The sequence below is a fragment of the Microbacterium sp. TPD7012 genome (genome assembly GCF_003075395.1).
Classification (GTDB): domain Bacteria; phylum Actinomycetota; class Actinomycetes; order Actinomycetales; family Microbacteriaceae; genus Microbacterium.
The window spans coordinates 118,871-131,008 of sequence record NZ_QDFV01000008.1; the positions used below are offsets into that span (position 1 = coordinate 118,871).

Here is a 12,138-nt window from a genome sequence, read left to right on the forward strand (position 1 = left end):
GCGCCCCCGTAACGGTCAAGTATACGGTGCAGCGGGGCCGGAGCCCCGCCGCACTCACACCCCGACGTGCTTCTCGAAGCGGATGATCGCGGCGAACTCGTCGACGACGAGGCTCGCGCCGCCGACCAGAGCGCCGTCCACATCGGGCTCCCGCATGAAGCTGGCGATGTTCGCCGACTTCACCGAGCCGCCGTAGAGGATGCGCGTGCGCGCGGCCGCGTCATCCCCGAGGACCTTCGCGATCACGGTGCGGAGCGCCGCGCAGACGTCCTGCGCCTGCTGCGGCGTCGCGGCCTGACCGGAGCCGATGGCCCAGACGGGCTCGTACGCGACCACGATGTCGGCCTTCGGCGAGACGCCCTGGAGCGCTGCCTCGAGCTGACCGGCGGGGACCGCACTGGCGCCGAACTTCTCCAGGTCCTCCGCGGTCTCGCCGACGCAGATGACCGGAACCAGTCCGTGCTTGAGCGATGCCTGCACCTTGGCGGAGACGACCTCGTCGGACTCGGCGTGGTACTCACGACGCTCCGAGTGGCCGATGATGACGTACTTCGCGTCGAGCTTCGCCAGGAAGGCACCCGAGACCTCGCCGGTGTAGGCACCGGAGTCGTGCGCCGAGACATCCTGCGCGCCGAGGGCGAACGGGATCTTGTCCGCGTCGATCAGCGTCTGCACACTGCGGATGTCGGTGAAAGGCGGGAAGACCGCCACCTCGACGGATCCGTCCTCGTGCTTCGCGTCCTTGAGCGTCCAGTGCAGCTTCTGCACGAACGCGACCGCCTGCAGGTGGTCCAGGTTCATCTTCCAGTTGCCCGCGATCAGCGGGGTACGGGTCGCTATGCCCATCCGAGCACCTCCAGGCCGGGTAGTTTCTTTCCCTCGAGGAACTCGAGGCTTGCGCCGCCGCCGGTCGAGATGTGCCCGAACCGGTCGTCGGTGAAGCCGAGCTGACGCACGGCAGCCGCGGAGTCTCCGCCGCCGACGACGCTGAGGCCGTCGACTTCGGTCAGAGCCTGCGCGACGGTCTTGGTTCCGGCGGCGAACGCCGGGAACTCGAACACGCCCATCGGGCCGTTCCAGAACACCGTCTTCGACCCGCGGATGACCTCTGCGAACCGGGCAGCCGTCTCCGGACCGATGTCGAGGCCGATGCCGGACGTGCCGAACGCCGTCGACTCGATCGCGTCGGCGGAGACGGTCTCGTGCGCGGCATCCGCCCTGAACGAGGCGGCGACCACGACGTCGGTCGGGAGCACGAACTCCACGCCCCGCTCCGCGGCCTCCGCGATGTAACCGCGGACCGTCTCGAGCTGGTCCTCTTCCAGAAGGCTGGAGGCCACGTCGTGACCCTGCGCCTTGAGGAACGTGAACAGCATGCCGCCGCCGACCAGGATGCGGTCGACGCGCGGCAGCAGGTGCGAGATGACGCCGAGCTTGTCGCTGACCTTCGAGCCGCCGAGCACGACTGCGTACGGGCGCTCGGGGTTCTCGGTGAGACGGTCGAGCACGTCGAGCTCGGTCTCGATCAGCAGGCCGGCGGCCGAGGGCAGCAGCTCGGCGAGCTCGTACACGCTCGCCTGCTTGCGGTGCACGACGCCGAAGCCGTCGGACACGAGCACGTCGCCGAGCTTCGCGAGCTCGGCGGCGAAAGCAGCGCGCGTCGCGTCGTCCTTCGCCGTCTCCCCCGCGTTGAAGCGCAGGTTCTCGATGACGACGACCCCGCCGTCCTCGAGCGAGGCCACGGCATCCTGAGCGGACTCACCCACGGTGTCGCGCGCGAACGCGACCGGGGCGCCGAGCAGCTCCGACAGCCGCTGAGCCACCGGCTCGAGGCTGTACTGGGGGTCGGGCGCGCCGTTGGGGCGTCCGAGGTGGGAGCACACGACGACGCGGGCTCCCGCGTTGATCAGTGCGTTGAGAGTCGGCAGCGAGGCGCGTACACGGCCATCGTCCGTTATGACCCCGTCCCGCAGGGGGACGTTCAGATCACAACGGACGATGACGCGCTTGCCCTCGAGCGAACCCAGTGTGTCCAGGGTGCGCAGAGTCATGTGTCAGAGCTCAGAGACGCTCGGCGACGTACTCGGTCAGGTCGACGAGACGGTTGGAGTAGCCCCACTCGTTGTCGTACCAGCTCGAGACCTTGACGAGGTTGCCGCTCACGTTGGTGAGGGTCGAGTCGAAGATCGACGAGTGCGGGTTGTGCACGATGTCGCTCGACACGATCTGGTCGGCGTTGTACTGGAGGTAGCCGGCGAGACGACCGTCTGCGGCTGCCTTCTTGTAGGCCTCGTTGACCTCGTCGACCGTCAGGTCCTCGCGGTCGGTGATCAGCGTGAGGTCGACGATCGAGCCGGTGGGAACCGGCACGCGGTAGGACGAGCCGCTGAGCTTGCCCTGGAGCTCGGGGAGCACCTCGCCGATGGCCTTGGCGGCGCCGGTCGAGGCCGGGGTGATGTTGATCGCGGCGGCACGTGCACGACGGAGGTCGCTGTGCGGGCCGTCCTGCAGGTTCTGGTCGGCCGTGTATGCGTGCGCGGTCATCATGAAGCCGCGGTCGATGCCGAACGCGTCGTTGAAGACCTGCGCGAGCGGCGCGAGGCAGTTGGTGGTGCACGAGGCGTTGGAGATGATGTGGTCCGTCTCCGGGTTATACGTGTCCTCGTTCACGCCCATCACGAACGTGCCGTCGACGCCCGTGCCAGGAGCCGAGATGAGGACCTTCTTCGCGCCGGCGTCGATGTGCTTCTTGGCGGCCTCGGCCTTGGTGAAGAAGCCGGTCGACTCGATGACGATGTCGACGCCCAGCTCGCCCCACGGGAGGTTGGCGGGGTCGCGCTCGGCGAACGCCTTGATGGCCTTGCCGTTGACGGTGATGCTGTCGTCGTCGTAGCTGATCTCGGCATCGAGGACGCCGCCGACCGAGTCGTACTTCAGCAGGTGCGCGAGGGTCTTGTTGTCGGTGAGGTCGTTGACCGCGACGATCTCGAGGTCTGCTCCCTGCGCGAGAGCCGCGCGGAAGTAGTTGCGTCCGATGCGGCCGAAGCCGTTGATACCGATCTTGACAGACACTAAGGTCTCCTGATTTCTCGTGCGCATACGCGCGGTTTCAACTAGACAAGCATGGACAACGGCGTCCCGACGGGCGAGATGTCCGTCGGGACACCCGTCTTGATTACGACAGTACCAGCAGGCCGTTCGTCTGCTTGCGGGCGACCTCGAGACGCTGGGCGACGTTCTCCCAGTTGGCGATGTTCCACGCCGCCTTGACGTAATCCGCCTTGACGTTGAGGTAGTCCAGGTAGAAGGCGTGCTCCCACATGTCCAGCTGGAACAGCGGGATGGTGCCCTGCGCCGTGTTCGACTGCTGGTCGAAGAGCTGCTGGATGATCAGGCGCGAGCCGATCGAGTCCCAGCTGAGCACGGCCCAGCCGGAGCCCTGGATGCCGGTGGCCGCAGCCGTGAAGTGGGCCTGGAACTTCTCGAACGAGCCGAAGTACTCGTCGATCGCGGCCTTCAGCTCGCCCTCGGGCTGTCCTCCGCCGTTCGGCGACAGGTTGGTCCAGAAGATCGAGTGGTTGACGTGACCGCCCAGGTTGAAGGCGAGGTCCTTCTCGAGCTTGTTGACGTTCGCGAGATTGCCGCTCTCACGGGCCTCGGCGAGCTGCTCGAGTGCGGTGTTCGCTCCTGCGACGTAGGTCGCGTGGTGCTTGTCATGGTGGAGTTCCATGATCTTGCCGCTGATGTGCGGCTCGAGGGCTGCGAAGTCGTAGGGAAGGTCGGGGAGCGTGTAAATCGCCATATCGCATTCATCCAATCCGCGCCGCGCCGCGGCGCTTGCCGATCCTCCGCGCCACCGATGTGCGGCGTAGAGCGGACGTAACTCATCCTACTGACGACAACACGAGCCGGGACCAGTTCCTTCCGCCATATGACGAAAGACCCGCCTCCGGCAGCACCGGGGGCGGGTCTTCTCGTGTCAGGGTCAGACGTCGAGTCCGACGGGCACCGCAGCCTCGGTGCCGGGGATGCCCTCCTGCTGGGCGCGCTTGTCGGCCATGGCGAGCAGGCGACGGATGCGCCCGGCGACAGCATCCTTCGTCAGGGGCGGATCCGCGTGGTGACCGAGCTCGTCGAGGCTCGCATCACGATGCGCGAGACGCAGCTCTCCGGCGACCTTGAGGTGATCGGGCACTTCGTCCGCGAGGATCTCGAGAGCCCGCTCCACGCGCGCGCACGCGGCGACGGCCGCCTGTGCGGAGCGACGCAGGTTCGCGTCGTCGAAGTTCACCAGGCGGTTGACGCCCGCGCGGACTTCGCGGCGCTGACGCAGCTCCTCCCACGTGATGGCGGTCTTCTGCGCACCCATCTCGTTGAGGATCGTCCGGATCGCCTCGCCCTCGCGCACGACGACGCGCGGCATGCCGCGCACCTCACGGGCCTTCGCGGCCACGCCGAGACGGTGAGCGGCGCCGACGAGAGCCATGGCCGCCTCGCTCGAGGGGCACACCACCTCGAGCATCGCGGAGCGTCCCGGCTCGCTGAGCGTCCCCGCGGCCAGGAAGGCACCACGCCAGAGACCGGCGACCTCGGCCCGAGAGCCGGTGGTCAGGCGGTTGGGAAGCCCGCGCACGGGACGACGACGCTGGTCGAGCAGACCCGTCTGGCGGGCGAGCGTCTCCCCCTGCGTGATCACGCGCACGGCCCACCGGGCACCGTCGTTCGCCGTGCTCGACTGCACCTGGGCGATCTCGGGACGGACGCCGTAGATCTCGGCGAGGTCCCTGGCGACGCGACGCGCGAGCGTCTCGGCATCGACTTCGGCTTCCACAGCCACACGGCCGGCGATCGAATGCAGTCCACCGGCGAACCGGAGGATCGCGGTCACCTCGGCGACGCGCACCGTCGGAGGTGCGTTGCGGATGCTGACCAGCTCAGCCTTGACGTCGGTGGTTAGTGCCACGACACTCCTTCACGTTCACGCGCCGGATCGCGACGCAAACGTCCAGCCTACTCGGCCGGGCGACCCGCTACTCTCTGCCGAGGTCCCGATGACGGACATTGACGGCCACACCGGGGACGGCGGCGAGCCTGCGCGCGAGCTCCTCCGACATCGCGACGGAGCGGTGCTTGCCGCCGGTGCAGCCGATCGCGATCGTGGAGTGGCTCTTGTTCTCGCGTTGATAGCCCTCCAACACGGGAACCAGGGCTGCGGAGTAGGACTCGAGGAACTCCGTGGCGCCCTCGCGGGAGAGGACGTACTCGCGGACCGTCTCGTCTTGACCCGTGAGGCCGCGCAGCTCCTCGTTCCAGAACGGGTTGGGGAGGAACCGCATGTCGGCGACGATGTCGACGTCGGTCGGGAGCCCGTACTTGAATCCGAAGCTGAGGAGCGTGACGCGGTGCCGGGCCTCGCCCTCTTCGGAGAAGATGTCGGACACCTGCGTCGCCAGCTGGTGGATGTTGAGCGCAGAGGTGTCGATCACGAGATCGGCGGCCTCGCGGATCGGCGCCAGCCGCGTGCGCTCGATGCGGATGCCGTCGAGCAGGGTTCCGTCGCCCTGCAGCGGGTGCGGTCGCCGCACCGATTCGAACCGCCGGACCAGCACGTCGTCGGAGGCGTCGAGGAAGAGGACCCGTACCGAGCCACGGGAGCGGAGCGCGCGCGCGACGCCCGGGAAGTCGTCGAAGAGGTTTCGACCGCGCACGTCGACCACCGCCGCCACCTTGGGCAGCGCATTGCCGCCCATGTCGGTGAGGTCGAGCAGCGGGCGGAGGATCTGCGGGGGCAGGTTGTCGACCACGTACCAGCCGAGATCCTCGAGGGCGTTCGCCACCGTGGTCCGGCCGGCGCCCGACATCCCCGTGACGATGAGAAACTCGCCCTTGTCCCCAGTCATTGCTCTGCGCTCCCTCTCCCCCGTGCGTTCCAGCCTAGCGAGTGGAGAGGTGCGTGTGGATATTCTGTGCGAGCACCGGACCGATTCCCTGGACTTCCTGGATCTCCCCCGGCTGAGCCGCACGCAACGCCGTGACGGACCCGAAGTGCTTGAGCAGCACCTTGATCCGGGAGGCGCCGAGACCCGGCACTTCGGCCAGCACCGTCGTGATGTCGCCTCGGCGCTTCTTGCGCTGGTGGGTGATCGCGAAGCGGTGCGCCTCGTCACGCAGGCGCTGCAGCAGGTAGAGGGCCTCGCTCGTGCGGGGCAGGATCACGGGGAAGTCGTCGCCGGGCAGCCACACCTCCTCGAGACGCTTCGCGATGCCGCAGACCGCGATCTCGGTGTGTCCGGCGTCTCGAAGGGCACGCGCTGCCGCCTCGACCTGCGGCTGGCCGCCGTCCACGAGCAGGAGCTGCGGCGGGTAGGCGAACCGCGGCTTGCGACGGACGACGCCCTCTTCGCCGGCCTCCTCCTCCGGTTCCTCCGGACGGTCGAGATAGGCCAGACGACGGCGCAGCACCTGGTACATCGAGTCGGTGTCGTCGGTGGTCTCGGGGATGCCGAACGATCGGTACTGATCCTTGCGGGGAAGTCCGTCCTCGAACACCACCATCGATGCGACGACGTTCGTTCCGCCGAGGTGCGAGATGTCGAAGCACTCGATGCGCAGAGGGGCTTCGCTCATGCCGAGCGCGCTCTGCAGGTCGGTCAGCGCCTGGGTGCGTGCGACGTAGTCACTGGTGCGCCGCGTCTTGTAGCGGATGAGCGCCTGCTGCGCGTTCAGGGTCGCGGTGCGCATCAGATCGGCACGCTGACCCCGCTGCGCCACGGCGATCTCGGTCTTCTTCCCCCGACGCTCGCGCAACCACACCTCGAGCTCCGCGGCGTCGTCCGGAAGGGTCGGCACGAGGATGCGCCGCGGCACGTCCTGCGCGTCGCCGTAGGCGCGTTGCAGGACCTGGTCGACGAGCTCCGCGGTCGTGATGTCGATCTCCTTCTCGATCGTCATCGCCCGGACACCGCGCACGCGGCCGCCGCGGATCACGAAGTGCTGCACCGCCGCCGCCAGCTCGTCCTCGGCGATGCCGAAGAGATCGGCATCCTCATCGGGCTGGAGAACGAGAGCGCTCTTGCCGAGCACGGCTTCGATCGCCCCGAGCTTGTCGCGGTACTTCGCCGCCGCCTCGTAGTCCATCGCCGCGGAGGCGGCCAGCATCCGCGTGGTGAGCTCTTTCGTGAACCGCTCGTCTCCGCCGGCCATGAAGGCGACGAAATCGTCGACCATGGCGCGGTGCTCCTCGATCGTCACGGTCATCGAACACGGACCGCCGCACTTGCCGATCTGCCCGGGGAAGCACGGCCTCCCGGTCTGCATGGCGCGCTTGTAGCTCGCGTCGCTGCAGGTGCGGATCGGGAAGGCCTTGATCATGAGGTCGATGGTCTCGTGCACGGCCCAGACTTTGGGGAACGGACCGAAGTACCGCGCGCCGGGGATCTTGCGGTTGCGCGTGACGATCACCCGCGGCGCTTCGTCGCCCAGCGTCACCGCCATGAACGGGTAGGACTTGTCGTCCTTGTACCGCACGTTGAAGGGCGGATCGAACTCCTTGATCCACATGTACTCGAGCTGCAGGGAGTCGACGTCGGTCGGCACGACCGTCCACTCCACCGAGGACGCCGTGGTGACCATGCGGCGGGTGCGCTCGTGCAGCGTTCGCAGCGGAGCGAAGTAGTTCGACAGCCGCTGCCGGAGGTTCTTCGCCTTGCCCACGTACAGAACGCGTCCGTCGGCGTCACGGAACCGGTACACGCCCGGGTCCGTCGGGATCTCCCCTGTCCGCGGCTTGTACGGCAGGACGTCTGCCATCAGCTGGCCTTCCGCGCTGCGCGCCCCTCACCCAGGATCTCGCCGAGGAACAGCCCGGTGTGGCTCTCCTCCACGCGCGCGATCTGCTCCGGGGTGCCGGTGGCGATGATCTGCCCACCGCCCGAACCACCCTCGGGTCCCAGGTCGATCACCCAGTCGGCCGACTTGATCACGTCGAGGTTGTGCTCGATGACGATGACCGTGTTGCCCTTGTCGACGAGGCCGTTCAGCACCTCGAGCAGCTTGCGGACGTCTTCGAAGTGCAGTCCCGTCGTCGGCTCGTCGAGCACATAGATGCTGCGCCCATTGCTGCGCCGCTGGAGCTCGGTCGCCAGCTTGACGCGCTGCGCCTCGCCGCCGGAGAGCGTCGTCGCGGACTGGCCGAGCCGGACGTAGCCCAGCCCCACGTCCACCAGCGTCTTCATGTACCGGTGGATGGCCTGGATCGGCTCGAAGAAGTCCGCGGCCTCCTCGATCGGCATCTCGAGCACCTCGGCGATGTTCTTGCCCTTGTAGTGCACCGAGAGCGTGTCGCGGTTGTACCGCTTGCCGTGGCACACCTCGCAGTCCACGTAGACGTCGGGCAGGAAGTTCATCTCGATCTTGATCGTGCCGTCACCCGAGCACGCCTCGCAGCGCCCGCCCTTGACGTTGAAGCTGAAGCGTCCGGGAAGGTAGCCGCGGACCTTCGCTTCGGGCGTCTCGCTGAAGAGGGTGCGGATGCGGTCGAAGACACCCGTGTAGGTGGCCGGGTTCGATCGCGGCGTGCGACCGATCGGCGCCTGGTCGACGTGGACGACCTTGTCGAGGTTGTCTAGCCCCGTCACGCGGGTGTGCTTGCCCGGAACCGTGCGCGCACCGTTCAGGCGCGACGCGAGCACCTGGTAGAGGATGTCGTTCACGAGCGACGACTTGCCCGAGCCGCTGACGCCCGTGACGGCGGTCAGGACGCCGAGCGGGAAGTCGGCCGTGACGTTGCGCAGGTTGTTGGCCCGGGCGCCGACGACGCTGAGCATGCGCTTCTTGTCGATCTTCCGGCGCTTCTTCGGCATCGGGATCTCGCGGCGGCCCGAGAGGTACTGCCCGGTCATCGACTCGCTGTCGTCGAGCAGGGCCGAGTACGGTCCGGAATGCACGACCGCACCGCCGTTGACGCCGGCTCCCGGACCGATGTCGACGACCCAGTCGGCCGCCTCAATGGTCTCCTCGTCGTGCTCGACGACGATGAGCGTGTTGCCGAGGTCGCGGAGCTTGATGAGCGTGTTGATGAGGCGGCGGTTGTCACGCTGGTGCAGCCCGATGGACGGCTCGTCGAGAACGTAGAGGACACCGGTGAGCCCGGAGCCGATCTGCGTCGCGAGACGGATGCGCTGCGCCTCGCCACCCGAGAGCGAACCTGCCGAGCGGCTGAGGTTGAGGTACGAGAGCCCGACCTGCAGCAGGAAATCGAGGCGGAGACGGATCTCGCGGAGGACCTGGGCGGCGATCTTCGCCTCGCGGTCGGTCAACGTGAGGGTCTCCATGAAGGCGCGCGCATCCGCGAGGCTGAGGTGCGAGACCTCGGCGATCGAGTGGCCGTGCACCTGTACCGCCAGCACCTCGGGCTTGAGGCGGTTGCCGTCGCAGACGGGGCACGGCACCTCGCGGAGGTACTCGCCCCAGCGGCTGCGCTGCGTGTCGGACTCGGCCTGCAGGTACTGCCGCTCGATGTAGGGGACGACGCCCTCGAAGCCCGACGCGTACCTCATCTCGCGCCCGTACCGGTTCTTCCACTTGACGGTCACCTTGTAGTTCTCGCCACGGAGGACCGCGTCCTGCACATCGGAGTGGAGCTTGTGCCAGGGTGTGTCGAGGGAGAAGTCGAGGTCGCGGGAGAGGCCTTCGAGCAAGCGCTCGTAGTACTGGAACAGCCCCTTGCCCTGCGTGGTCCAGGGGATGATGACGCCCTCGCGGATCGAGAGGTCGGTGTCGCCGAGCATCAGATCGACGTCGACCGACATGCGCGTGCCGAGGCCGGAGCACGCGGGGCACGCACCGAACGGCGCGTTGAACGAGAACGTGCGCGGCTCGATCTCGGTGAGGGTCAGCGCATGCCCGTTCGGGCAGGCCAGCTTCTCGGAGAAGGTCTGCCAGGCGTCGTCGCCCTCGCCGTCGACGTAGTTGACCTGCACGACGCCGCCGGCGAGGCCCAGCGCGGTCTCGACCGAGTCGGTGACCCGGCTGAGGATCTCGTCGGACGCCACGAGCCGGTCGACGACCACGGCGATGTCGTGCTTGTAGCTCTTCTTGAGCGTCGGCGGCTCGGCGAGCTGGATGAGGTCTCCGTCGACGATCGCGCGCGAATAGCCCTTCGCGCCGAGTTCCCGGAAGAGGTCGACGAACTCGCCCTTCTTCTGCGAGACGATCGGAGCGACGATCTGGTACCGCGTGCGCTCGGGCAGCTCCATGAGCTGATCGGCGATCTGCTGCACGGTCTGGCGCTGGATCTTCTCCCCGCACTCGGGGCAGTGCGGAACGCCGATGCGCGCCCACAGCAGACGCATGTAGTCGTAGATCTCGGTGATCGTGCCGACGGTCGACCGCGGGTTGCGGTTCGTGGACTTCTGATCGATCGAGACGGCAGGGCTCAGACCCTCGATGAAATCGACGTCGGGACGGTCGACCTGACCGAGGAACTGGCGCGCGTAGGCGCTCAGCGATTCGACGTAGCGACGCTGCCCCTCGGCGAAGATCGTGTCGAACGCGAGGCTGGATTTCCCGGAACCGGACAGACCTGTGAACACGACGAGCGAGTCGCGCGGGATGTCGATGTCGACGTTCTTGAGATTGTGGACTCGGGCGCCGCGAACGCTGAGTTTTCCTGGGGTGGCAACGGGGACGATAGGCACCGGTCAAGTCTACGAGGGGCCACGGACATCGGCTCCGCGCACCCTGTGAGTACGCTCAGCCGAGGTCAGGACGGCGCCCGGCGAAGGGGCCGAGACCGTCGCGCAGCGCCGAGACCTCGGACACGTCCATGCCGACCGCGGCCATGACCTGGCGAGGGACGTCGATCGCCCGATCCCGCAGCGCTGCGCCGGCGGCGGTCAGCGTGATCTCCAGGCGTCGTTCGTCCTCGCTGCTGCGCTGCCGGATGACCAGGCCCTCGGCTTCGAGGCGCTTCACGAGGGGCGAGGCGGTGGCCGGTTCGAGCGCGAGGTCGGTGGCGAGATCGTTGAGCGTGCGCGGCGCGCGCTCCCAGAGAGCGAGCATCACCAGGTACTGCGGATGCGTGAGCCCGAGCGGTTCGAGGATCGGTCGGTAGATCGCGACGACGTTGCGCGCCGCGGTCACCAGCGCGAAGCAGAGCTGGTTCTCGAGTCGGAGAAGGTCGTCGGATGCCGTCACACCGCGACTATACATCGACCCTAATCGTTAGTACACTAATGAACATGGCACACGACCCGGATCGCACTCCCCTTCGCACCCGCATCCGCGAAGCCGGTGGGCTCTACGCCTGGGTGAACAGCAACCTGATCCGGTTCGCCGGACCCGCCTCGGTCGGCCCGTACGAGAAGACTCCTCCGCCCAGTGCCGCGGAGCGCGCCGAGCGCGCCTGCCCCTTGTGCGGCGCGCCGATGACCGAGCACGAGATCGACCGCAGCGGTCCGAAGACCCTGGTGCACTGCCCCTAGACCCACGCGTCGCCTCGACTCGCGGCGCGGAGCTCTGATCACTCCCGTCGTGAGGTCTCGTTCGCCTCGCGAGCGGCGTCGAGCCAGAACATGAGGGCGTCGTCGTCGCCCAGCACACCCGGTGACACATCGAGCCAGCTGTTCCCCATCGTCTTCGCGCCCATCACGGCGACGGCGACGCCGGACTGTGTGACGAGCGCTGCTCCGCTCTCCTCGTCCACCCGCACCAGAAGGACGCCGTTCTTCCGCGCTCCCACGAGGATGCGACCGTCGAGCAGGAAGGCCCGGGTGCCGAACATCCGCTTCTCCTCGACGTCGCGTCGATGGAGTTGAGTCGCGCGGCGAGCATGATCGCGGACACCGACATGCTGCACCAGATGGTGACGATGATGATCGACAGCATCGCGGAGTCGCCGTTCGCGAGCCACGGGCGGGCGAACTGCTCGAGACCGAGGATCTCGAGGAAGCCGTTGATCATGCCCTTCGGCGCGAAGACGCCGATGAACACCATGGCGAGGGCGGATGCCGAGAGCAGCACGGGCGTGAACATGAGGGCGCGGACGAACCGGTGGCCGCGGGGCTTCAGGTTCAGGTAGTACGCGATCATGAACGCACCCACGACCACGATCGGCAGGGTGACGACGAGCTGGAGGAT

11 protein-coding genes and 1 pseudogene are annotated in these 12,138 nt (G+C 67.6%); 1 reads left to right on the forward strand and 11 read right to left on the reverse strand.

Annotated elements, in window-relative coordinates; translation table 11 throughout:
* Positions 1-54 precede the first annotated feature (54 nt).
* The 9 genes from tpiA to DC434_RS18295 form a co-directional block, all read right to left on the reverse strand.
* Positions 55-846 carry a triose-phosphate isomerase gene (gene tpiA / locus DC434_RS18255; RefSeq protein ID WP_116636739.1) on the reverse strand — a complete coding sequence of 264 codons (792 nt, stop codon included), beginning with the start codon at positions 844-846 and terminating at the stop codon, positions 55-57.
* Positions 837-2,051: a phosphoglycerate kinase gene (locus DC434_RS18260; RefSeq protein WP_116636740.1), complete on the reverse strand. Its 1,215-nt coding sequence runs from the start codon at positions 2,049-2,051 to the stop codon at positions 837-839. The genes tpiA and DC434_RS18260 overlap by 10 nt, the downstream gene beginning before the upstream one ends.
* Before the next feature lie 10 nt (positions 2,052-2,061).
* The gene (gene gap, locus DC434_RS18265; RefSeq protein ID WP_116636741.1) at positions 2,062-3,072 is read right to left on the reverse strand and encodes a type I glyceraldehyde-3-phosphate dehydrogenase; all 1,011 of its coding nucleotides are present in this window, start codon (positions 3,070-3,072) and stop codon (positions 2,062-2,064) included.
* Positions 3,073-3,175: 103 nt separating this feature from the next.
* On the reverse strand, positions 3,176-3,802 hold the full coding sequence (locus DC434_RS18270; RefSeq protein ID WP_116636742.1) for a superoxide dismutase: 627 nt from the start codon (positions 3,800-3,802) through the stop codon (positions 3,176-3,178).
* A 183-nt stretch (positions 3,803-3,985) separates the two neighbouring features.
* Positions 3,986-4,963 carry a DNA-binding protein WhiA gene (gene whiA, locus DC434_RS18275; protein WP_116636743.1) on the reverse strand — a complete coding sequence of 326 codons (978 nt, stop codon included), beginning with the start codon at positions 4,961-4,963 and terminating at the stop codon, positions 3,986-3,988.
* Between the two features lie 67 nt (positions 4,964-5,030).
* Positions 5,031-5,900, reverse strand: a complete 870-nt coding sequence (rapZ, locus tag DC434_RS18280) for an RNase adapter RapZ (RefSeq protein WP_116636744.1) — start codon at positions 5,898-5,900, stop codon at positions 5,031-5,033.
* Between the two features lie 34 nt (positions 5,901-5,934).
* Positions 5,935-7,809 (reverse strand): excinuclease ABC subunit UvrC, encoded by a 1,875-nt coding sequence (gene uvrC / locus DC434_RS18285; protein ID WP_116636745.1) that lies wholly within the window; start codon positions 7,807-7,809, stop codon positions 5,935-5,937.
* Entirely contained in the window at positions 7,809-10,697 is a 2,889-nt protein-coding gene (uvrA, locus tag DC434_RS18290) for an excinuclease ABC subunit UvrA (protein WP_116636746.1), read from the reverse strand. The genes uvrC and uvrA overlap by 1 nt, the downstream gene beginning before the upstream one ends.
* A 55-nt stretch (positions 10,698-10,752) precedes the next feature.
* Positions 10,753-11,196 (reverse strand): MarR family transcriptional regulator, encoded by a 444-nt coding sequence (locus tag DC434_RS18295; RefSeq protein ID WP_243409006.1) that lies wholly within the window; start codon positions 11,194-11,196, stop codon positions 10,753-10,755.
* Positions 11,197-11,240: 44 nt separating this feature from the next.
* On the opposite strand from DC434_RS18295, the gene DC434_RS18300 reads away from it, so the two are divergent.
* A complete protein-coding gene (locus DC434_RS18300) occupies positions 11,241-11,483 on the forward strand; it encodes a hypothetical protein (RefSeq protein ID WP_207769999.1) in 243 nt (80 codons plus the stop codon).
* Between the two features lie 38 nt (positions 11,484-11,521).
* On the opposite strand, the gene DC434_RS18305 is transcribed toward DC434_RS18300, so the two are convergent.
* Both DC434_RS18305 and DC434_RS20390 read right to left on the reverse strand, forming a co-directional pair.
* On the reverse strand, positions 11,522-11,761 hold the full coding sequence (locus tag DC434_RS18305; RefSeq protein ID WP_243409008.1) for a hypothetical protein: 240 nt from the start codon (positions 11,759-11,761) through the stop codon (positions 11,522-11,524).
* Positions 11,647-12,138 (reverse strand): annotated as a pseudogene (locus DC434_RS20390) (hypothetical protein); the annotation flags it as partial. The gene DC434_RS18305 and the pseudogene DC434_RS20390, both read right to left, overlap by 115 nt.